Origin of the sequence: Bradyrhizobium sp. 23 (genome assembly GCF_023073295.1) — a bacterium.
Classification (GTDB): domain Bacteria; phylum Pseudomonadota; class Alphaproteobacteria; order Rhizobiales; family Xanthobacteraceae; genus Bradyrhizobium; species Bradyrhizobium canariense_D.
The window spans coordinates 443,546-464,541 of sequence record NZ_JADPJF010000064.1; the positions used below are offsets into that span (position 1 = coordinate 443,546).

At 63.8% G+C, this 20,996-nt stretch carries 27 protein-coding genes and 1 pseudogene; 25 read left to right on the top strand and 3 right to left on the bottom strand.

Annotation, left to right across the window (positions count from 1 at the left end):
* Positions 1–44: 44 nt before the first annotated feature.
* The 22 genes from rplP (at position 45) to IVB32_RS17415 (ending at position 13,442) form a co-directional block, all read left to right on the top strand.
* Positions 45–458 carry a 50S ribosomal protein L16 gene (rplP, locus tag IVB32_RS17310; RefSeq protein WP_007603024.1) on the top strand — a complete coding sequence of 138 codons (414 nt, stop codon included), beginning with the start codon at positions 45–47 and terminating at the stop codon, positions 456–458.
* A 5-nt stretch (positions 459–463) separates the two neighbouring features.
* Positions 464–670, top strand: a complete 207-nt coding sequence (rpmC, locus tag IVB32_RS17315) for a 50S ribosomal protein L29 (RefSeq protein ID WP_007603026.1) — start codon at positions 464–466, stop codon at positions 668–670.
* Positions 671–683: 13 nt separating this feature from the next.
* Positions 684–932 carry a 30S ribosomal protein S17 gene (gene rpsQ / locus IVB32_RS17320; protein ID WP_007603028.1) on the top strand — a complete coding sequence of 83 codons (249 nt, stop codon included), beginning with the start codon at positions 684–686 and terminating at the stop codon, positions 930–932.
* A gap of 83 nt (positions 933–1,015) precedes the next feature.
* Complete coding sequence (rplN, locus tag IVB32_RS17325) at positions 1,016–1,384, top strand: 50S ribosomal protein L14 (RefSeq protein WP_007603030.1); 369 nt, start codon at positions 1,016–1,018, stop codon at positions 1,382–1,384.
* Positions 1,384–1,698, top strand: a complete 315-nt coding sequence (rplX, locus tag IVB32_RS17330) for a 50S ribosomal protein L24 (protein WP_007603031.1) — start codon at positions 1,384–1,386, stop codon at positions 1,696–1,698. Before rplN ends, rplX begins: the two co-directional genes overlap by 1 nt.
* Positions 1,691–2,248, top strand: a complete 558-nt coding sequence (gene rplE, locus IVB32_RS17335; protein WP_007603032.1) for a 50S ribosomal protein L5 — start codon at positions 1,691–1,693, stop codon at positions 2,246–2,248. Before rplX ends, rplE begins: the two co-directional genes overlap by 8 nt.
* A 46-nt stretch (positions 2,249–2,294) precedes the next feature.
* Entirely contained in the window at positions 2,295–2,600 is a 306-nt protein-coding gene (rpsN, locus tag IVB32_RS17340) for a 30S ribosomal protein S14 (RefSeq protein ID WP_007611604.1), read from the top strand.
* A gap of 14 nt (positions 2,601–2,614) precedes the next feature.
* Positions 2,615–3,013: a 30S ribosomal protein S8 gene (gene rpsH, locus IVB32_RS17345; RefSeq protein ID WP_007603034.1), complete on the top strand. Its 399-nt coding sequence runs from the start codon at positions 2,615–2,617 to the stop codon at positions 3,011–3,013.
* 16 nt (positions 3,014–3,029) lie between these two features.
* Positions 3,030–3,563 carry a 50S ribosomal protein L6 gene (gene rplF, locus IVB32_RS17350; protein WP_007603035.1) on the top strand — a complete coding sequence of 178 codons (534 nt, stop codon included), beginning with the start codon at positions 3,030–3,032 and terminating at the stop codon, positions 3,561–3,563.
* An 11-nt stretch (positions 3,564–3,574) separates the two neighbouring features.
* Positions 3,575–3,937, top strand: coding sequence for a 50S ribosomal protein L18 (rplR, locus tag IVB32_RS17355; RefSeq protein WP_007603036.1), 363 nt, complete (start codon positions 3,575–3,577; stop codon positions 3,935–3,937).
* Between the two features lie 47 nt (positions 3,938–3,984).
* Positions 3,985–4,572, top strand: a complete 588-nt coding sequence (rpsE, locus tag IVB32_RS17360; RefSeq protein ID WP_007603037.1) for a 30S ribosomal protein S5 — start codon at positions 3,985–3,987, stop codon at positions 4,570–4,572.
* Between the two features lie 25 nt (positions 4,573–4,597).
* A complete protein-coding gene (gene rpmD / locus IVB32_RS17365; protein ID WP_018456457.1) occupies positions 4,598–4,804 on the top strand; it encodes a 50S ribosomal protein L30 in 207 nt (68 codons plus the stop codon).
* Between the two features lie 72 nt (positions 4,805–4,876).
* Entirely contained in the window at positions 4,877–5,362 is a 486-nt protein-coding gene (rplO, locus tag IVB32_RS17370) for a 50S ribosomal protein L15 (RefSeq protein WP_027518586.1), read from the top strand.
* A gap of 152 nt (positions 5,363–5,514) precedes the next feature.
* Positions 5,515–6,846 carry a preprotein translocase subunit SecY gene (gene secY / locus IVB32_RS17375; RefSeq protein ID WP_007611601.1) on the top strand — a complete coding sequence of 444 codons (1,332 nt, stop codon included), beginning with the start codon at positions 5,515–5,517 and terminating at the stop codon, positions 6,844–6,846.
* 264 nt (positions 6,847–7,110) lie between these two features.
* Positions 7,111–8,004: an adenylate kinase gene (locus IVB32_RS17380; protein WP_204511513.1), complete on the top strand. Its 894-nt coding sequence runs from the start codon at positions 7,111–7,113 to the stop codon at positions 8,002–8,004.
* 186 nt (positions 8,005–8,190) lie between these two features.
* Positions 8,191–8,559 (top strand): 30S ribosomal protein S13, encoded by a 369-nt coding sequence (rpsM, locus tag IVB32_RS17385; protein ID WP_247410781.1) that lies wholly within the window; start codon positions 8,191–8,193, stop codon positions 8,557–8,559.
* Positions 8,560–8,681: 122 nt separating this feature from the next.
* Positions 8,682–9,071, top strand: coding sequence for a 30S ribosomal protein S11 (gene rpsK / locus IVB32_RS17390; RefSeq protein WP_007603045.1), 390 nt, complete (start codon positions 8,682–8,684; stop codon positions 9,069–9,071).
* A gap of 111 nt (positions 9,072–9,182) precedes the next feature.
* Positions 9,183–10,214 (top strand): DNA-directed RNA polymerase subunit alpha, encoded by a 1,032-nt coding sequence (locus IVB32_RS17395; RefSeq protein WP_007603046.1) that lies wholly within the window; start codon positions 9,183–9,185, stop codon positions 10,212–10,214.
* 120 nt (positions 10,215–10,334) lie between these two features.
* Positions 10,335–10,751 (top strand): 50S ribosomal protein L17, encoded by a 417-nt coding sequence (gene rplQ, locus IVB32_RS17400; RefSeq protein ID WP_018456461.1) that lies wholly within the window; start codon positions 10,335–10,337, stop codon positions 10,749–10,751.
* Positions 10,752–10,910: 159 nt separating this feature from the next.
* Positions 10,911–11,699 (top strand): SDR family oxidoreductase, encoded by a 789-nt coding sequence (locus tag IVB32_RS17405; protein WP_085351286.1) that lies wholly within the window; start codon positions 10,911–10,913, stop codon positions 11,697–11,699.
* A gap of 67 nt (positions 11,700–11,766) precedes the next feature.
* Entirely contained in the window at positions 11,767–12,063 is a 297-nt protein-coding gene (locus IVB32_RS17410) for a DUF1330 domain-containing protein (protein ID WP_085351287.1), read from the top strand.
* Positions 12,064–12,119: 56 nt separating this feature from the next.
* Positions 12,120–13,442 carry a chloride channel protein gene (locus IVB32_RS17415; protein WP_085351288.1) on the top strand — a complete coding sequence of 441 codons (1,323 nt, stop codon included), beginning with the start codon at positions 12,120–12,122 and terminating at the stop codon, positions 13,440–13,442.
* A 9-nt stretch (positions 13,443–13,451) separates the two neighbouring features.
* On the opposite strand, the gene IVB32_RS17420 is transcribed toward IVB32_RS17415, so the two are convergent.
* Both IVB32_RS17420 and IVB32_RS17425 read right to left on the bottom strand, forming a co-directional pair.
* Positions 13,452–14,465, bottom strand: a complete 1,014-nt coding sequence (locus IVB32_RS17420) for a zinc-binding alcohol dehydrogenase family protein (protein WP_085360809.1) — start codon at positions 14,463–14,465, stop codon at positions 13,452–13,454.
* An 81-nt stretch (positions 14,466–14,546) separates the two neighbouring features.
* Positions 14,547–16,148, bottom strand: a complete 1,602-nt coding sequence (locus IVB32_RS17425) for an OprO/OprP family phosphate-selective porin (RefSeq protein WP_247410783.1) — start codon at positions 16,146–16,148, stop codon at positions 14,547–14,549.
* A gap of 313 nt (positions 16,149–16,461) precedes the next feature.
* Between IVB32_RS17425 and IVB32_RS17430 the strand changes: the two genes are divergently transcribed.
* Genes IVB32_RS17430 through IVB32_RS17440 form a run of 3 tightly spaced genes read left to right on the top strand, consistent with a single transcriptional unit; the run spans position 16,462 to position 20,467 of the window.
* Positions 16,462–17,868 (top strand): DegQ family serine endoprotease, encoded by a 1,407-nt coding sequence (locus tag IVB32_RS17430; RefSeq protein ID WP_247336081.1) that lies wholly within the window; start codon positions 16,462–16,464, stop codon positions 17,866–17,868.
* Positions 17,865–19,196, top strand: a complete 1,332-nt coding sequence (locus IVB32_RS17435; RefSeq protein ID WP_247410784.1) for a replication-associated recombination protein A — start codon at positions 17,865–17,867, stop codon at positions 19,194–19,196. Before IVB32_RS17430 ends, IVB32_RS17435 begins: the two co-directional genes overlap by 4 nt.
* A 56-nt stretch (positions 19,197–19,252) precedes the next feature.
* Positions 19,253–20,467 (top strand): RluA family pseudouridine synthase, encoded by a 1,215-nt coding sequence (locus tag IVB32_RS17440; protein ID WP_085351292.1) that lies wholly within the window; start codon positions 19,253–19,255, stop codon positions 20,465–20,467.
* Positions 20,468–20,517: 50 nt separating this feature from the next.
* Here IVB32_RS17440 and IVB32_RS17445 read toward each other — a convergent pair.
* Positions 20,518–20,962 (bottom strand): annotated as a pseudogene (locus IVB32_RS17445) (hypothetical protein).
* Between the last annotated feature and the right edge of the window lie 34 nt (positions 20,963–20,996).

The following is a 20,996-nucleotide window of genomic DNA, read 5'->3' on the forward strand; positions in this document are numbered from 1 at the left end:
GCTGCAGCCTGACGCCAGCACAGAGAATTTGAGGGCTTGAAGCCATGATGCAACCTAAGAAAACGAAGTTCCGGAAGGCGCATAAGGGCCGTATCCACGGCGTTGCGTCTTCGGGCGCGACGTTGGCGTTCGGCCAGTTCGGTCTGAAGGCGACCGAGCCTGAGCGCGTCACCGCGCGCCAGATCGAAGCCGCTCGCCGCGCGCTGACCCGCCACATGAAGCGCGCCGGCCGCGTCTGGATCCGCATATTCCCCGACGTTCCCGTGTCGAAGAAGCCTGCCGAAGTCCGCATGGGTTCCGGCAAGGGCGCGCCGGAATTGTGGGTCGCGCGCGTCAAGCCGGGCCGGGTGCTGTTCGAGATCGACGGCGTCAACACCCAGACGGCGCGTGAAGCGCTGACCCTGGCGGCAGCCAAGCTGCCGATCAAGACGCGCTTCGTCGAGCGCATTGCGGAGTAATGGCCATGGCCCAGATGAAAATCGAAGACATCCGCGCGTTGAGCCCCGATCAGCAGGACGACGCCATCCTGAACCTGAAGAAGGAGCGCTTCAACCTGCGCTTCCAGCGCGCCACCGGGCAGCTCGAGAACACCTCGCGCCTGCGCGAAGCCCGCCGTGACATCGCCCGGATCAAGACCGTCGCCGCGCAGACGCGCGCGAAGAAGAAGTAAGAGGCTTACGAAGATGCCGAAACGTACTTTGCAGGGCGTGGTCGTCAGCGACAAGCAAGCCAAGACCATCGTGGTGCGCGTCGATCGCCGCTTTACGCACCCGATCTACAAGAAGACGATCCGCCGTTCGAAGAACTACCACGCGCACGACGAGAGCAACGAGTTCAAGCCGGGCGACATGGTGTGGATCGAGGAATCGAAGCCGATTTCGAAGTTGAAGCGCTGGGTCGTGATCCGGGGCGAACACAAGAAAAGCGCCTGATCTGTTGGCTTTAGCCGACTGACTTCAGGTTAATGTTGAGCGCCGGCTGGGCTGGCGCAAAGAGAAGAGGACGAGGTGCATCAATGATTCAGATGCAGACCAACCTCGACGTGGCCGATAATTCTGGCGCACGCCGTGTCATGTGTATCAAGGTGCTCGGGGGCTCCAAGCGCCGCTACGCCACGATCGGCGACATCATCGTTGTCTCGATCAAGGAAGCTATTCCGCGCGGCAAGGTGAAGAAGGGCGACGTGATGAAGGCCGTCGTGGTGCGCGTCCGCAAGGACATTCGCCGCGCCGACGGTTCGGTCATCCGCTTCGACCGCAACGCCGCCGTTCTGATCAACAATCAGTCCGAGCCGGTCGGTACCCGTATCTTCGGGCCCGTGCCGCGCGAGCTGCGCGCCAAGAACCACATGAAGATCATCTCGCTCGCGCCGGAGGTGCTGTGATGGCTGCGAAGATCCGCAAGGGCGACAAGGTCGTCGTGCTGACCGGCCGCGACAAAGGCCGCACCGGCGAGGTGTTCGAAGTGCGTCCCGACGCCGGTACGGCGCTGGTGCGCGGCATCAACATGGTCAAGCGTCACCAGAAGCAGACGCAGGCCCAGGAGGGCGGCATCATCTCGAAAGAGTCGCCGATCCAACTGTCCAACATCGCGTATGTCGGCAAGGACGGGAAGCCGACCCGCGTCGGATTCAAGATTCTGGCGGACGGCAAGAAGGTCCGCATCGCCAAGAGCTCGGGAGCTGAGATCGATGGCTGAGGCCGCTTACACACCGCGCCTGCGCGCGGAATACGACGCGAAGATCCGGACGGAAATGACCGAGAAGTTCGGTTATGAGAACGTCATGCAGGTTCCGCGCCTGGACAAGGTCGTGCTGAACATGGGCGTTGGCGATTCCGTCAACGACCGCAAGAAGGCCGAGAACGCCGCTGCGGAATTGACCCAGATCGCCGGCCAGAAGGCGATCGTGACCTATTCGCGGATCGCGATCGCGACCTTCAAGTTGCGTGAGAACCAGCCGATCGGCTGCAAGGTCACGCTGCGCAAGGCCCGTATGTACGAGTTCATCGATCGTCTGGTGACGGTCGCGCTGCCCCGCGTCCGCGACTTCCGCGGCTTGAACCCGAAGAGCTTCGATGGCCGCGGCAACTACTCGCTCGGCCTCAAGGAACACATCATTTTCCCCGAGATCGACTTCGACAAGGTCACGGAATCCCGCGGTATGGACATCACCGTCTGCACCACGGCCAAGACCGACGACGAGGCGAGGGCCTTGTTGACCGCATTCAATTTCCCGTTCCGGCAGTGAGACGCTGACCTAAAGCCTCTCAAACGCGGATACCCAGGAGCCAAGCATGGCAAAGAAGAGTTCAATCGAGAAGAACAACCGGCGCAAGCGGATGACGAAGAACGCCGCCCCGAAGCGCGAGCGGTTGAAGGCGATCATCGCCGACAAGACGTTGCCGATGGAGGAGCGGTTCGCTGCGACCCTGAAGCTGGCGGAAATGCCGCGCAACTCGTCGGCGACCCGCATCCGTCTGCGTTGCGAGCTGTCGGGCCGTTCGCGCTCGAACTATCGCTTGACCAAACTGTCCCGCATCGCAATGCGGGACCTTGGCTCCAAGGGCATGGTCCCGGGCCTCGTGAAGTCCAGCTGGTAAGGAGGGTCGTTTAGATGTCTACGCACGATCCAATCAGCGATCTGATCACCCGCATCCGTAACGCGCAGATGCGCTCCAAGAACAAGGTCTCCACGCCTGGCTCGAAGATGCGCGAGAACGTGCTCGAGGTGCTGAAGAGCGAAGGCTACATCCGCGGTTACGCGACGCTCGAGCATTCCTCGGGCCGCAGCGAGATCGAGATCGAGCTGAAGTATTTCGACGGCGAGCCCGTTATCCGTGAGATCGAGCGTGTCTCCAAGCCCGGACGTCGCGTGTACGCCTCGGTGAAGAACCTGCCGCGGGTCAATAACGGACTCGGCATTTCGGTGTTGTCGACGCCGAAGGGAATCATGGCTGACCACAGTGCGCGTGAAGCGAACGTGGGCGGCGAAGTTCTCTTCACGGTGTTCTGAGAAGGATTTTTGATCCATGTCACGTGTTGGCAAAAGACCGGTAGCGGTGCCGTCGGGTGTGACCGCGACCGTCGACGGGCAGACCGTCAAGATGAAGGGGCCGAAGGGCCAGCTTCAGTTCGTCGTCCATAACGACGTCGAGGTGAAGCTCGACAACGGCCAGGTCAAGGTGAACCCGCGGGTCGAGACCAACCGCGCGCGGGCCCTGTACGGGACCGCTCGCGCCCAGGTCGCGAATCTGGTCGAGGGTGTCACCAAGGGTTTCGAGAAGAAGCTCGAAATCACCGGCGTCGGTTACCGCGCCGCGCTGCAGGGCAAGAACCTGCAGCTCGCGCTCGGCTACAGCCACGATGTGGTCTACGCGATCCCGGAGGGGATCACGATCACCGTGCCGAAGCCGACCGAGATCACGGTGACCGGCAGCGACATTCAGCGCGTCGGCCAGGTCGCCGCCGAGATTCGCTCCTATCGTCCGCCGGAGCCCTACAAGGGCAAGGGCGTGAAGTATGTTGGCGAATTCATCTTCCGCAAGGAAGGCAAGAAGAAGTAACGGAGCCGGTCATGTCGAAAGCCAAGGTTACGAATGCCCGGCGCAAGCGCAGTGTACGACTGAAGCTGCGCCGCTCGGGTGGCGGCCGTCCGCGCCTGTCGGTGTTCCGCTCGTCCAAGCACATCTACGCCCAGGTCATCGACGACCTGAAGGGCGAGACGCTGGCCTCTGCCTCGTCGCTCGAGAAGTCGATGCGCGATGGCGGCAAGACCGGCGCCGACATCGATGCGGCGAAGGCGGTCGGCAAGCTGCTGGCCGAGCGCGCCGCCGAGAAGGGTGTCAAGGAAGTCGTGTTCGATCGCGGCAGCTATCTCTATCACGGGCGCGTCAAGGCTCTTGCCGACGCGGCGCGTGAAAGCGGGCTGAGCTTCTAACAGAATTTGAGGATTGAGGCGTAAGCCTCTGAAGGACTGGAAAAACCATGGCAGAACGCGAACAACGTGGTGGACGCGATCAACGCGGCGGCGGACGTGAACGCAGGGAAGAGCGCGACAGCGAGTTCGTTGACAAGCTCGTCCACATCAATCGCGTCGCCAAGGTCGTCAAGGGCGGCAAGCGCTTCGGTTTCGCAGCGCTGGTCGTGATCGGCGACCAGAAGGGCCGCGCCGGCTTCGGTCACGGCAAGGCGCGCGAAGTGCCCGAGGCGATCCGCAAGGCAACCGAATCCGCCAAGCGCAACCTGACCCGCGTGTCGTTGCGCGAGGGCCGCACGCTGCATCACGACATCGCCGGCCGTCATGGCGCGGGCCGTGTTTACCTGCGCGCAGCTCCGGCCGGTACCGGCATCATCGCCGGCGGTCCGATGCGCGCCGTGTTCGAGACGCTCGGCGTCCAGGACGTGGTTGCGAAGTCGATCGGCTCGTCGAACCCGTACAACATGGTTCGCGCGACCTTCGATGCGCTGAAGCATCAGGATTCGCCGCGCTCGGTCGCTGCCCGCCGCAACATCAAGGTGTCCACCCTCCAGTCCCGCCGTATCGGTGGTGACGCCGAGGCGGTTGCCGAATAACGGAAGCTTTTCGGAGTAGACGCCTATGGCCAAGAGTGCCGTTACGACCGCAAAGACGATCAAGCTCGAGCAGACCGGCAGCGCGATCCGCCGCCATCACTCGCAGCGTTCGACGCTGATCGGGCTCAAGCTCAACAAGATCGGCCGCATCAGCGAACTGCCGGACACCCCGGCGGTCCGCGGCATGATCTTGAAAGTTCACCATCTCGTTCGCATTGTCGACGAGAAGTAAGCAAAGGCGCACGATCCCGAAGCGGGACCCGTTTTCGGTGAAGGTCATGCGCAAGAAACAAGGAGCAGGGCGATGAAGCTCAGCGATATCGCCGACAATGCCGGCTCGCGCAAGAAGCGTATGCGCGTCGGCCGCGGCATTGGTTCGGGCAAGGGCAAGCAGGCCGGCCGCGGTGGCAAGGGCCAGACCGCGCGTTCGGGCGTGCGCATCAAGGGTTTCGAAGGCGGCCAGATGCCCTTGCATCGCCGTCTGCCCAAGCGCGGCTTCAACAACATCTTCCGCGTGGAGTTCGCCGAGATCAATCTCGACCGGCTCCAGGATGCGGTCGATGCCAAGAAGATCGACGCCGGCAGCGTCGTGAACGTCGAATCCCTGGTCAAGGCCGGCGTGCTGCGCCGCGCCAAGGGTGGCCTGCGGCTGCTCGGCCGCGGCGAGTTCAAGGCCAAGCTCAACATCGAAGTGCACGGCGCCTCGAAGACCGCGATCGCGGCAGTCGAGAAGGCCGGCGGCTCGGTGAAGATCCTCGCGCCTGCCAAGGAAGAAGGCGAGGCGGCGTAACAACTGCGTCATCGGCCCGCGGCTCGCGGGCCTTTACGCACGCGGGACGATGGACTTATCGAAGCCGTAGCCCCAGATAATGTCCGGTGTCCGGTATAATGTAGCCCGGCCGCGGGCATAACGGCGCAATAAGCGGCGGGAGAAAGTCCAAGATGGCCTCTGCAGCGGAACAACTGGCAGCCAATCTCAATTTCGGTGCGTTTGCCAAGGCCGACGAACTGAAGAAGCGCATCTGGTTCACCCTGGGCGCGCTGCTCGTTTATCGGCTCGGGACCTACATCCCGTTGCCCGGCATCGATCCCAACATCTGGGAGCAGGTGTTCCGCTCCCAGGCGGGCGGCATCCTCGGCATGTTCAATATGTTCGCTGGCGGCGGCATTCACCGCATGGCGATCTTTGCGCTGAACATCATGCCGTACATCTCCGCCTCCATCATCATCCAGCTCCTGACCACCGTCTCGCCGCAGCTCGAGGCGCTGAAGAAGGAAGGCGAGTCCGGCCGCAAGCTGCTGAACCAGTACACCCGTTATCTCACGGTGATCCTGGCCGCGTTCCAGTCCTACGGCATTGCGGTGGGCCTCGAAGGCGCTGGCAACGTCGTCAGCGACCCCGGCATGTTCTTCCGCCTGTCGACGGCGATCACGCTGACCGGCGGCACCATGTTCCTGATGTGGCTGGGCGAGCAGATCACGTCGCGCGGCATCGGCAACGGCATTTCCCTGATCATTCTCTCCGGCATCGTCGCCGAGCTGCCCGCGGCGCTCGCCAACATGCTCGAGCTCGGCCGTCAGGGTGCGATGTCGACCGGCCTGATTCTGGTCGTCATCATCATGGCGGTGGCCGTGATCGCCTTCATCGTGTTCGTGGAGCGCGCCCAGCGCCGGCTCTTGATCCAGTATCCGAAGCGCCAGGTCGGCAACAAGATGTTCGAGGGGCAGTCCTCGCATCTGCCGCTCAAGCTCAACACCTCGGGCGTGATCCCGCCGATCTTCGCGTCCTCGCTGCTGCTGCTGCCGACCACGGTCGCGAACTTCAACGCGGGCAGTGGGCCGGAATGGTTCCAGTGGATCAACACCCAGCTCGGCCACGGCCGTCCGCTGTTCCTGATCATGTATCTGGCGCTGATCGTGTTCTTCGCCTTCTTCTACACCGCGATCGTGTTCAATCCGACCGAGACCGCGGACAATCTGAAGAAGCACGGCGGCTTCATTCCGGGTATCCGCCCGGGCGAGCGTACCGCGGAATATATCGACTACGTGCTGTCGCGGATCACCGTGCTCGGCGCGGTGTATCTGGCGATCGTCTGCTTGATTCCGGAAATCCTGATCTCCTACGCGTCGGTGCCGTTCTACTTTGGCGGCACTTCGCTGTTGATCGTCGTCAGCGTCACCATGGACACGGTGGCGCAGGTGCAGGGCTATCTCCTGGCGCATCAGTACGAAGGCCTGATCCGGAAGTCGAAGCTGCGCGGCCGCCGCCGTTAAGCGCGGCGTCCCTCGGGCGGCGCGATTGCGCCGCCGATTCGCCGCGCGTGCAATGCGCGCGGACGGCGAGCCGGCCATTCGGTCGCCTCGGCAGAGTCGCTCTTCCTGTCGTGCAAGCATTGATCTCAAAGGCTTCTTGGCGTCCGGCCATTTGCTCCCCTATGATATGGGTAGCGGTGCGGCGCTGATTATGATTTGCACTGTAACTGGACTTCAAAACACGGGCGCGCGACGTATCGCGCACCAATCGGGGGGCGTACGCCGATGAGAATTATACTTCTGGGGCCACCGGGATCGGGCAAGGGCACCCAGGCGCAGCTGCTGGTGCAGCGCTATGGCATCGTCCAGCTCTCGACCGGCGAGATGTTGCGTGCAGCGGTGGCGGCCGGAACGCCGGTCGGGCTCAAGGCTAAGGAGATCATGGCCAGCGGCGGTCTCGTGCCAGACGATGTCGTGGTGGGGATCATCTCCGATCGGATCGATCAGCCGGATGCCAAAAACGGTTTCATCCTTGACGGTTTCCCGCGGACCGTGCCGCAGGCCGAGGCGCTGGATGAGCTGCTCAAGCACAAGCACCTCAAGCTCGATGCCGTGATCGAGCTCCGCGTCAACGAAAGCGCGCTCCTGAATCGCGTCGAGACTCGCGTCGCCCAGATGCGCGAGCGCGGGGAAGAGGTCCGGCTTGATGACACCCCGGAGGTCCTGACCAAGCGACTCGCCAGCTACCGCAGCCAGACGGAACCGCTGATTCACTACTATTCCGAGCGGCGCAAGCTCTCGACCATCGACGGCATGATGGCCATCGATGAGGTCACCCGCGCCATCCATCGCCAGCTCCTGGCGCTCGGGGCGGTCGAGCCCAAGACGCATGGCAAGGCACATGGCAAGACGCGCGCCCGGAGTGCGACAAAGGCGGCCCCGGCCAGAAAGGCCAAGGCGGCGAAGAAATCGGCCAAAAAGTCTGCGAAAGCGGCCAAAAAGGCTGCCAAATCCGAGAAGGCGGCCAAGAAGGCTACGAAGGCGGGCAAGAGAATCGTCAAGAAAGCCGCCAAGAAGGCAGGAAAGAAGATGGCAGCCAAGAAGACCGCCAGGAAGGCTGTCAAGAAAGGTGCCAAAAAGGCCGCAAAAAAGGTCACGAAAAGGCGAGCTAAGCGCTAGCAGCGGTTGACGAAAGCCCCCTGAATCCCCTAATAAGCCCGCATCCAAGTCGGATAGTTTCAAACGATGCCGGGCCCCAGGAAGACCAGGGGTGGGCGTCGTGTTCGCGTTTGTGAACACCTGCCCGAGAAACCAAGCACTTAAAGCCCGATTCCTGACGAGGGATTGGCGACAGGAGAGAAGGCCGTGGCCCGTATTGCCGGCGTGAACATCCCGACCAACAAGCGCGTGCTGATCGCGCTCCAGTACATCCATGGCATCGGTCAGAAGATCGCCGCTGAGATTCTGGAGAAGGTGAAGATCCCGGTGGATCGTCGCGTCAATCAGCTCAGCGACGCCGAAGTGCTCCAGATCCGCGAAGTGATCGACCGCGACTATATGGTCGAGGGCGATTTGCGTCGTGAGGTCGGCATCAACATCAAGCGTCTGATGGACCTCGGCTGCTATCGCGGCCTGCGCCATCGTCGCGGTCTGCCGGTGCGTGGCCAGCGTACCCACACCAACGCGCGTACGCGCAAGGGTCCGGCCAAGGCCATTGCCGGCAAGAAGAAGTAAGTTTTCGCATCCAATCACGGCGTGTGGCGACCCGGGGATGACCCGTTCGCCACGCGCCTTTCGTTCCACAGGTGTAGCCGCTGGCATTACGGCGGCGTTGAGATCTTCAGGAAAGGTAGTCTATGGGCAAGGAAGCCACCCGCGTTCGTCGTCGTGAGCGCAAGAACATCGCCTCCGGCGTCGCGCACGTGAACTCGTCGTTCAACAACACGACCATCACCATCACCGACGCGCAGGGCAACACGATTGCCTGGTCCTCCGCCGGCACGATGGGCTTCAAGGGCTCGCGCAAGTCGACCCCGTATGCCGCACAGGTTGCCGCCGAGGACGTGTCGAAGAAGGCGCAGGAGCACGGCATGCGCACGCTGGAAGTCGAAGTCGCCGGTCCCGGTTCGGGCCGCGAATCGGCGCTCCGGGCGCTGCAGGCCGCGGGCTTCACCGTCACCTCGATCCGCGACGTGACCACGATCCCGCACAACGGTTGCCGTCCCCGTAAGCGTCGGCGCGTTTGATACCAGATTGCGGGCGCATTGGCGCCCGCGATGATTTTTTGCAAAGCCGTGGAAATGATCTGCGGCCTTTCTCCAACGCCAGTGCCTGCAACAGCAGTCTGACTGGCCTGTATGGGTGAAACAGTGACGATCCAGAAAAATTGGCAAGAACTGATTCGGCCGAACAAGCTGCAGGTACAGCCCGGCAGCGATCCGACCCGTTTCGCGACCATCGTCGCCGAACCGCTCGAGCGCGGCTTCGGCCAGACGCTCGGCAACGCGCTACGCCGCATCCTGCTGTCCTCGCTCCAGGGCGCGGCAGTGCAGTCGGTGCACATCGACGGCGTGCTGCACGAGTTCTCCTCGATCGCGGGCGTCCGTGAGGACGTCACCGACATCGTGCTCAACATCAAGGACATCTCGATCAAGATGCAGGGCGAAGGCCCCAAGCGCATGGTCGTCAAGAAGTCCGGACCGGGCGTCGTCACCGCCGGCGACATCCAGACCGTGGGCGACGTCGTCGTGCTCAATCCCGACCTGCAGATCTGCACGCTCGATGAGGGCGCCGAGATCCGTATGGAGTTCACGGTCGCAACCGGCAAGGGCTACGTTCCCGCCGAGCGCAACCGCCCCGAGGACGCACCGATCGGCCTGATCCCGGTCGACAGCCTGTACTCGCCGGTCCGCAAGGTCTCCTACAAGGTCGAGAACACCCGCGAGGGCCAGATCCTCGACTACGACAAGCTGACCATGACGATCGAGACCAACGGCGCACTGACGCCGGATGATTCCGTGGCCTACGCGGCGCGCATCCTGCAGGATCAGCTCAACGTGTTCGTCAACTTCGAAGAGCCGCGCAAGGAAGTCGCCCAGGAGATCATCCCGGACCTCGCCTTCAACCCGGCCTTCCTCAAGAAGGTGGACGAGCTCGAGCTGTCGGTGCGCTCGGCCAATTGCTTGAAGAACGACAACATCGTCTACATCGGCGACCTCGTGCAGAAGAGCGAAGCGGAAATGCTCCGCACTCCGAACTTCGGCCGCAAGTCTCTGAACGAGATCAAGGAAGTGCTGGCCCAGATGGGTCTGCACCTCGGCATGGAAGTGCCGGGCTGGCCGCCGGAGAACATCGACGAGCTCGCCAAGCGCTTCGAGGATCACTACTGATCCGAACGACAACAGGCTAAGGCGCGAATTCATCGCGCCTTAGCGGGCGAACGCAGGCAGCCCACCTGAGCAACTGGTCCGACGAACCGTCGCGACGAATGAAATTCAAGGAATAGATAAATGCGTCACGGCAAGGTTCATCGCAAGCTCAACCGCACCGCTGAGCATCGCCGCGCGATGTTCGCCAACATGTGCGCCGCGCTGATCAAGCACGAGCAGATCGTCACCACGCTGCCGAAGGCGAAGGAATTGCGTCCGATCGTCGAGAAGCTGATTACCCTCGGCAAGAAGGGCGGGCTGGCCATGCGCCGTCAGGCCATCTCGGAGATGCGTGACAAGGATCAGGTCAGGAAACTGTTCGACACGCTCGCGCCCCGCTACAAGGATCGCCAGGGTGGCTACACCCGCATCATCAAGGCCGGCTTCCGCTACGGCGACAACGCCCCGATGGCCGTGATCGAGTTTGTCGATCGTGATGTCGATGCCAAGGGCCTGGATTCCGGTCCGGTGCAGGAAAAGGAAGCCGAGGCGGCGTAAGCCGACCGGCAGAGAGTTTTCAGAAAGCGGCGCCTTCGGGCGCCGCTTTTTTATTGGCCGTCCTGTTGGTTACGTCCCGCTCCTCACGCGTCGGTGAGTGCCGATTGCTATCGTGCCGGCAGCGCCCAATATCTCCGCAAGCATCAACGGAGATCACGCATGAACATCGACCTGTCCGGAAAGACCGCCCTCGTCACCGGCTCGACTGCCGGCATCGGCCACGCCATCGCCAAGGGCCTTGCCGGCTCGGGTGCGAGCGTCGTGATCAACGGACGCGGCCAGGACAAGGTCGATGCGGCCGTGCGCAAGCTGGAAGGGGCGGGCGGAAAGGTCCGCGGCATCGCCGCCGACGTCTCGACCGCGGCGGGCTGCAAGGCGCTGGCCGCGGCGCTGCCAGACGTCGACATCCTCATCAACAATGCCGGCATCTTCGAGCCGAGGGACTTTTTCGACATTCCGGACGAGGACTGGAGCCGCTTTTTCGAGGTCAACGTGATGAGCGGCGTGCGTCTCTCGCGTGCGTATATGAAAGGCATGCTCAAGCGCAACTGGGGCCGAATCGTCTTCATCTCCTCGGAGTCCGGGCTCAACATTCCCGTCGAGATGATCCACTACGGCATGAGCAAGACGGCGCAGCTCTCGGTCGCGCGGGGCCTGGCGCAGCTCACACGGGGCACCGGCGTCACCGTCAATTCCGTGCTGCCGGGCCCGACAATGTCGGAGGGCGTCGAGACGTTCGTGAAGGATCTTGCCAAGCAGAACGGCCAGTCGGTCGATGAGGCCGCGGCCAATTTCGTCAAACAACATCGCCCAAGCTCGCTGCTCCAGCGCTTCGCCAGCGTCGATGAGATCGCCAACATGGTGGTGTATGCGGCTTCGAAGGAAGCCTCGGCGACCAACGGTGCGGCGCTGCGCGCGGAGGGCGGCATCGTCAACACGATTGCCTAGAGCATGATCCGGAAAAGTGTGACGCGGTTTTCCGAAAAGATCATGCTCAAAACAAAAGGATCAACTCATGCCGGCCTATGTGATTTCGGAGGTCGAGGCGCGCGATCAAGCCACGATGGAAGCCTATCGCGAGCTGGCCGCGGCAACCATCGCTCAATATGGCGGCCGCTATCTCGTGCGTGGTGGCGCCACTGAGGTGGTGGAGGGCGGCCCGCGGCCCAAGACCATCATCATCGTGGAGTTCCCATCGATGGCGCGGGCGCAGGAATGGTACGCGTCGGCGGAATATGCCGAAGCGCTGAAGCTGCGGCAGGCGGCGCTGGAGCGACGGTTGATGTTCGTCGAGGGCGTGGTTCCAGTCTAGCTGGTCTGCTCGATAGCCCCTTCAATTCGCGGCGGGACCGGCTAAACCTCGATTTTATGCTCTGGCCCCTGTCGACCCGCCACAAACGCCTGTTCAGGCTGACATCCGCGCGATGGCAGCGGCGGGCGATCTTCGTGCTCGGTGGGATCGGGGTTGGCGCCGCGGCGGTGGCGCTGGCGCAACTCGCCGATCTCGCCCAGCACGCCTTCACGCTGCTGTTGGCCAAGTCGCGCTACGCCGTGCTCGCGGTGACACCTCTCGGCTTCATGCTCTCGGCGTATCTGACCATCCGGCTGTTCCCGAATGCACAGGGCAGCGGCATTCCCCAAGCGATCGCTGCGCGGCATCTGACCGACCAGGCGGCGCGCGAGAGCCTGGTCTCGATCCGAATCGCGATCGGAAAGGTGATCCTCACCTTGTTCGGCCTGCTGTGCGGCGGCTCCGTCGGCCGGGAAGGACCGAGCGTTCAAGTCGGCGCTTCCATCATGTTCGCGCTCGGCCGCGTCTCGCCACGCCGCCAGCCCGGATTAATCCTGGCCGGCGCGGCCGCCGGCGTCGCGGCCGCCTTCAACACACCGCTGGCGGGGATCGTCTTCGGCATCGAGGAGATGAGCCGTGCTTTCGAGACGCGCACCAGCAGTCTCATTATCGCGGCGGTGATAGCGGCCGGCCTGACCTCGCTCGCGCTGATGGGCAACTACGCCTATTTCGGCAGCAGTGCGACGGCGCTGGCCCCCGGCGTCGACTGGCTGGCGGTTCCGGTGTGCGGCGTGGTCGGCGGTTTGGCTGGCGGCATCTTCAGCCGTATCGTCATCGTGATGGCGCGCGGCTTCGCCCATCCGCTAGGGCGTTCGGTCAAGGGCCACCCCTTGTGGTTTGCGCTCGTGTGCGGCTTCGCAGTCGCGATCTGCGGCATTGTCTCCGGCGATACGATCTATGGCACAGGCTACCAGCAGGTAAAGACGGCCCTGGAGCAGGGCGCACCACTGCCGCAGGACTTCGGCATCCTCAAGCTTCTCGCCACCACCTTCGCGGCAATCAGTGGCATACCCGGCGGAATTTTTTCGCCGTCACTCGCCGTTGGAGCCGGCCTCGGCAGCAATATCGCGTCCTTCTTCCACGACGCTCCGCTCGGTGCGATCATGTTGCTCGGCATGGTCTCCTATTTTGCCGGTGTGGTGCAGGCGCCGATCACCGCTTTCGTCATCGTGACCGAGATGACCGACAACCACGCCATGGTGGTGCCGTTGATGGCCGCCGCCCTGATTGCACATGCCACATCGCGGATGATCTGCGAGGAAGGGATCTACCACGCGCTCGCGAAGGGCTTTATCGAGCGGGCGACGCGTCCGCCTCAGACGAATGCGGCGCCCTCTTGAGCCTTCGGCCTACCACCCCTCCAGCACGATCTTACCGCGCGACTTGCCGCTCTCCAAGAGCGCGTGCGCGCGCTTGAGATTGGTCGCGCTGATTGTGCCAAAGGTCTGGTCGAGCGTCGTGCGCAAGACGCCCTTGTCGATGAGGTCGGCGACATCGTTGAGCAGATGATGCTGCGCGATCATGTCGGCGGTCTGGAACGAGGAGCGCGTGAACATCGATTCCCAATGCACCGAGATTGCCTTGCCCTTGAACGCGCTCACAGTGAATTCCGGGGGATCGTCGATCAGGCCGAACTTGCCCTGCGGCGCCATGAAGTCGGCAATGCTCTTGTAGTGCTGGTCGGTGAAGGTGAGGCTCGCCACCAGCGCGACCGGCGGCAGCTTGAGCTTCTCGATCTGCTCCTTCATCGGTTGGCCGTGGTCGATCACCGCATGGGCGCCGAGATCGAGGCACCATTTTTGCGACTCCGGCCGCGTCGCGGTCGCGACCACCGTCAGCCCGGTGAGGCGGCGGGCGAGCTGGATCAGGATCGAGCCGACACCGCCGGCGCCGCCGGTGATCAAGAGCGTGCGCGGATCGACAATCTTGCCGGGCACCGCACCAAGCCGATCGAACAACAGCTCCCAGGCGGTGATGGAGGTGAGGGGAAGAGCCGCGGCCTGCGCGAACGACAGGCTCTTCGGCTTGTTGCCGACGATGCGCTCGTCGACAAGGTGGAATTCTGAATTGGTACCCTGGCGCAGGATCGAGCCGGCGTAAAATACCTCGTCGCCCGGCTTGAACAGCGTGACGTCGGGACCGACGGCGTCGACCACGCCGGCCGCGTCATAGCCCAGAATCTTCGTCTCGCCCTCGGGCGGAGCGGCGCGCTTGCGCACCTTGTAGTCGACCGGGTTGGCCGAGATCGCCTTTACGGCGACACGGATATCACGGCCCTTGGGTTCGGGCTTGGCGGTCTCGAAATCGAACAGCGCGTCCTGATCCTCGATCGGAAGCGATTTCTTGTAGCCGACGGCCTTCATGGCTTGTCTCCTTCGATAGTGTTGCAGGTGCTGGGTCCCGGGTTCGCGTTTTTTGCGCGCCCCCGGGACGACAGGCGAGACCTAGAACGCGAACTGCGTCCGCATCGCGACCGCATCGAACTTCGAGCCGACATCGGCGGTCGAGACCGGCGAGGCCTGCCTCGATACCGTGCCATGCAGATAGTCCAGCATGAAACGGACGTTGCCGTTGACGTACCAGTTCAGCGCCGCGGTGTAGACGGTCTGCCGGCCGCCCGCGATGCCGGTGGCGGTCCCGAGCTGATCGTTGAGATCGATCGTGGAGAAGCGTCCCGCGACTTCCCACGCGCCCCAGCCGCCGCCCTCGAGCGAGAACGGGTGCGCCGGCTTGACGCCGCCATAGGCCGCATTCGCCGCATTGTAGCTGCGACCCTCGCCCGTCAGCACGTAACCGGCCTGCGCGTAGCCGCCCTGGAATTTGAGGCTCGGCGCACCCAGCGGCGGCAGGCCGGTATTGGCGCTGCGATCGATGTTGTACCAGAAACACTCGCCTTGCAGGATCAATGGCCCATAGGTGGCGGCCGCTTCGACGCTGTAGACCTGCGCGCCGGAGGCATTGGCGATTGCGCCGGTCGTGGCCAGTGCCGTCGGATCGATGCGCAGTTCCGGACGATCGTTAAGCGTCACCGTCTGCGCACCCGTCACCATGTTGCGCGACGGCTGGATCAGCCATTCGGCATTGCCGCCAAGATGCAGCGAGTAATCCTTGCCGCTGACGGCCTGGCCCGCAACGCGGGCGACGGCGCCATACTGCTCGGAGGCACCGTTCGGTGCTGCGCTCGACGCCGAATGGATCGCGCCGGTCGAGGGCCCCGTGACATAGCCGCCGATCCAGAGCTGGTCGTTGTACCAGCGCGTGCCGACAGCCGAGCGGAAGTCGCCCGCGGCGATGCTGGTGGCGACGATGCCGGCCGAGGCGCGCTCCATGAACATGATGTCGTTGGAGCTCGTGGCTTCATCGAGAGTGTAGGGCAGGTCCATGATGCCGCCTTCGATGGCCATCTTACCGCCGAACGGTTTCAGGCCGGTATAGCTGAGATAGGCGTTCTCGACGCCGGAGACGCCGCCGCCGGGCAGCGAACCCGGAGCTGCGCCGCCAAACCCATCGGAGGAGCCGCCGAAGTCGTAGACCAGCGCGAAATTCCAGTCGTTGAAGAACTTGCCGGCGAGACCGATGCGCGCGCGGCGGACATTCTCGCCGCTATCGAGTTTCTGCGGCACGGTTGCGGCCGTGTTGGGCCGATAGTCGTAGCCGCCGACGTCCCAATGCACGCGACCTGTGATCCCGACGCAGTTTACCCCATCGGCAGTGCAGATGGTCGGCCGGTTGTTCGGCATCGTCACGACAACGCCGGAGGCAGGCGCCGGTCCCTTGAGCGGGATCGCCGCGTTGGCGTTGGCGACGACGGCTTTCGCTTCGGACCGCGCCTCAGCTTTCGCCTCAAGCCTGGCCTTCGCCGTGGCCGCGGTATTCGCTGCGGTCTGGCTCTGGAGCTTGTCGAGCTTCTGCTCCAGCATTTTCAACTGCTGCTTCAGGAGCGCGATCTCCTGCTCGCTGCTGCTGGCCGATTGGGCCTGGGCATGCGGGGCCGCCAGTGCGGCGGCGAGACCAATCGCCGTGGCTGCAATTCTTGTCCTGCTCACGTCATGACTCCATCGTTTGACGAACTTCCCCAAAGTCGCTGGCGGAGAGCCTAGGTGTGATCGATGACTACCCCGCGACGCCGCGTCCGGTTGTGCGGTTCCCACTGGTGTAAATTCGCCGCAACCGAATCCGCGTTGCACCACCATGCAAGATGACGCACATCATGCCAATCGGCAGCCCCGGCAAATTGCCATTTCGCACGCAGAGCTTGCAGGCTGGACACACCAAAAAGGGGGTCGAATAGGCCGCCGGGCGCCCTTCTATTGGGGGGCGAACGCGCCTATATTCCGGCGTCTTTTCCAAGAGGTAGGAATGTTTCGATCGACCTGGACCGCCGTCGTCACGGCACTGTGCATAGCCTTTTCGGCCAACTTCAATCCGGCCGCCGCGCAAGACCGCCGCGTGCCGTCCTCGCCCGCCGAACTGCGGCTGTCCTATGCGCCGATCGTGCAGCGGGTGCAGCCGGCGGTCGTCAACGTCTATGCTGCCAAGGTGGTGCAGAACCGCAACCCCCTGCTCGACGACCCGATCTTCCGCCGCTTCTTCGGCGTGCCCGGCCAGCAGCAGGAGCAGGTGCAGCGCTCGCTTGGTTCGGGCGTGATCGTCGATGCGTCCGGGCTCGTCGTCACCAACGTCCACGTCATTGAAGGCGCCGACCAGGTCAAGGTGTCGCTGTCGGACAAGCGCGAGTTCGACGCCGAGATCGTGCTGAAGGACTCTCGCAGCGATCTCGCGGTGCTGCGTCTGAAGGACACCAAGGAGAAGTTTCCGGCACTCGAATTCACCAATTCAGACGAGCTGATGGTCGGCGACGTCGTGATGGCGATCGGCAATCCCTTCGGCGTGGGCCAGACCGTCACCCACGGCATCATCTCGGCCTTGGCGCGCACGCAGGTCGGCATCACCGACTACCAGTTCTTCATCCAGACCGACGCGGCGATCAATCCCGGCAATTCCGGCGGCGCGCTGGTCGACATGAACGGCAGGCTCGCGGGCATCAACACCGCGATCTATTCGCGCTCCGGCGGCTCGCAGGGCATCGGCTTCGCGATCCCCGCCAACATGGTGCGCGTCGTCGTCGCCTCCGCCAAGGGCGGCGGCAAAGCGGTGAAGCGGCCCTGGTTAGGGGCGAAATTGCAGGCGGTGACGCCGGAGATCGCCGAGAGCCTCGGGCTGCGTTCGCCGACCGGTGCGCTGGTCGCAAGCGTCGTTCCGAACGGACCGGCGGCCAAGGCCGGGCTGAAATCCTCCGACCTGATCGTCTCGATCGACGGCCAGACGGTGGATGATCCCAACGCCTTCGACTATCGCTTCGCCACACGGCCGCTCGGCGGCACGGCGCAGATCGACGTGCAGCGCGGCGGCAAGCCGGTCAAGCTGACGGTGGCGCTGGACGCCGCGCCCGATACCGGCCGCAACGAGCTCGTCATCACCGCGCGCTCGCCTCTCCAAGGTGCGAAGGTCTCGACCATCACCCCCGCGCTCGCCGACGAGCTGCATCTGGACGCCGATACCGAAGGCGTCGTGGTCACCGATCTCGGGGGCGACAGCGCGGCGGCGAATGTCGGCTTCCAGAAGGGCGACGTTATCCTGGCGGTCAACAACCAAAAGATCAGCAAGACCAGCGACCTCGAAAAAGCGGCGGCCGAGCGCCAGCGGATCTGGCGCATCACGCTGGTGCGCGGCGGCCAGCAGATCAACGTCACGCTGGGCGGATGAGTCCGAAACGACCACAGGGGACGCCAACTCTCTTCGCCGCGGCGGGGCTCGATCACGAGGCTCCGCATCCGCTGCCGGATCGGCTGCGGCCGCGCGCGCTCTCGGAGGTCGTCGGCCAGGATCACATCCTGGGTCCCGACGGCGCGCTGACGCGCATGCTGGAGACGCGCACGCTAGGCTCGCTGGTGTTCTGGGGCCCGCCCGGCACCGGCAAGACCACGGTCGCGCGGCTGCTCGCGGACGCCACGGATTTGCATTTCGAGCAGATCTCCGCGGTGTTCTCCGGCGTCGCCGATTTGAAGAAGGCCTTTGAGGCCGCGCGTGCACGCCGCGAGATGGGCAAGGGCACGCTGCTGTTCGTCGACGAGGTGCATCGCTTCAACCGCGCCCAGCAGGATTCCTTTCTGCCCGTCATGGAAGACGGCACGGTGGTGATGGTCGGCGCCACCACCGAAAATCCGTCCTTCGAGCTCAACGCGGCGCTTCTGTCCCGCGCGCGTGTGCTGGTGTTTCGCTCGCTCGACGCGGCCGCGATCGAAAAGCTGTTTGCGCATGCCGAGGAGGTCGAGGGCCGCAAGCTGCCGCTCGACGAGGAAGCGCGCGCCGTGCTGGTGCGCATGGCCGATGGCGACGGCCGCGCGTCGCTGACGCTCGTCGAGGAAGTCTGGCGCGCCGCGCGCAAGGACGAGATTTTCGACGCCGCGCAATTGCAGGAGATATTGCAGCGCCGCGCGCCGATCTACGACAAGTCGGCAGACGGCCATTACAATTTGATCTCGGCGCTGCATAAGTCAGTGCGGGGCTCCGATCCCGATGCCGCGCTGTATTATCTCGCGCGCATGCTCGATGCCGGCGAGGATCCGCTGTTTCTGGCCCGCCGCGTCGTGCGCATGGCGATCGAGGATATCGGGCTTGCCGATCCGCAGGCGCTCGTCATCGCCAACGCAGCCAAGGACGCTTTCGACTTCCTCGGTCATCCCGAGGGCGAGCTCGCGATCGCGCAGGCGGTGGTCTATCTCGCCACCGCGCCAAAATCGAACGCCGTCTACACCGCCTTCGGCAAGGCAATGCAGGTCGCAAAGCAGGCCGGCTCGCTGCTGCCGCCGAAACATATCCTCAACTCGCCGACCAAGCTGATGAAGTCGGAAGGCTACGGCGCATCTTACGAATACGACCACGACACGCCCGACGCCTTCTCCGGCCAGGATTATTTCCCGGAAGCCCTGGGCCGCCAGACCTTCTACGACCCGCCCGATCGCGGGTTCGAGCGGGAGATCAGGAAGCGGCTGGATTATTGGGCCAAGTTGCGCAAGGAGCGGGGTGGCTGAAGCCAAAATCGCCATTTCGCCGTGACGTGAGGCCGGTTTTGAGCTAGGCAGGCACCATGAGCCGCCGCATCAAAAGAACCGATCCAAAGCCCCGTTCGCGCGACGAGCGCAAGGAGGCGCGCCCGTTCAAGGCGCGCAGCGCGAAGCCTGCTGGGCTGCGGCCGGGCGGCAAGCCGGGCGCGAAGGCGCCGCGCTTTGCGAGCGAGCGCGTCGAGCGGCGCGCGCCCAAAGCTGAACCAGAAAAGGCTGCACCGGCAAAGCCCGTCGAGGCATTGCTGCCGACCAAGGTGCAGACCGTCAAGGTGACGGCCGACGAGAACAACATGCGCGTCGATCGCTTCCTTGAAGCGCACTTTCCCGGCCTGTCGTTCTCCCACATTCAGCGCGTCGTTCGCAAAGGCGAGCTGCGCGTCGACGGCAAGCGCGTCGACAGCAAGGATCGGCTGGAGGAGGGCCAGAGCGTCCGGATTCCGCCGCTGAAGCTCGACACGCCGAAGGCACCCAATCCGCAGTCGGAGGCGGCGCAAAAGACACTTGCGGCGCTGAAGGAGATGACGATTTACGAGGACGACGACGTTCTCGTGCTGAACAAGCCGGCCGGACTTGCCGTGCAGGGCGGTTCGGGCATGACCCGACACATCGACCAGATGCTGGAGGTGATGCGCGATTCGAAGGGCCAGAAGCCGCGCCTCGTGCACCGCATCGACAGGGAGACGTCGGGCTGTCTCCTGGTCGCCAAGACCCGCTTTGCCGCCTCGCATCTGACCGGCGCGTTCCGGTCGCGTTCGGCGCGAAAAACCTATTGGGCGCTGGTGCCCGGGCTACCGAAGCCGAAGCAGGGCCGCATCTCGACATTCCTTGCCAAGGAGGAGAGCGAGGACGACACCATCATGCGCATCGCCCAGCATGGCGACGAGGGCGCAAGCCACGCTGTCACGTACTATGCGGTGGTCGAGACCGCCGGCAACAAGCTGACCTGGGTGTCGCTGAAGCCGGTGACGGGGCGCACCCACCAGCTGCGCGCCCACATGGAACATATCGGCCACCCCATCGTCGGCGATCCCAAATATTTCAACATCGAGAACTGGCAACTGCCGGGCGGCCTGCAAAACCGGCTGCACCTGCTGGCGCGCCGCATTGTCATCCCGCATCCCCGCGGCGGCTTCATTGATGCGACCGCGCCGCTGCCGCAGCACATGCAGCAGTCATGGAACCTGCTCGGGCTCGATGCGAGCCGGTTTGATCCGATCGAGAACGCGCCGGAAGAGTAATTGAGTTTGCAATCGGGTTGCTTCGCTGCGCTCCGAATAATGAAGCCCGCTCAATTCCGAAAGTGCTCTAGAAACGTCCGCAGGCTATCGTGCGGGCTCTCGACATCCGTGATCAACCAGCCCTCGGGCCCGCTGACCAGGATGAAGTTCAGAGTCACCGGCCGGCCGCGGTTGTCGAAATTCGCCGCGACATAGGTCTTGTCGGTGCCTGCGAATGACCGCGATCGCGACCGGGCCGAGCTTCCAGCTCGGGCTCTGCACCAGGAAATCGTAGGGCTCGACCCGCGGCGCGGACCACACCTTGCGCAAAGAGGGGGCGAAGAATTGCCGGGCGGTGGCGCCATCCTGCGGCAGGCCTTTTGAGAGCTCCGGCGCGCCCTGGCCGTAATGAGCGTAGACGTTGCGGACCACCGATTCCGGAGTCCGAAAGCCGCCCTGCGCCGCGGCCGGCCAAAACCCGGCGACCAGAGCCACAATGCCCGCAAGTTCCCTCATACCTGCCGCTCGCTTTATCGGTCGTCGCTCTTAC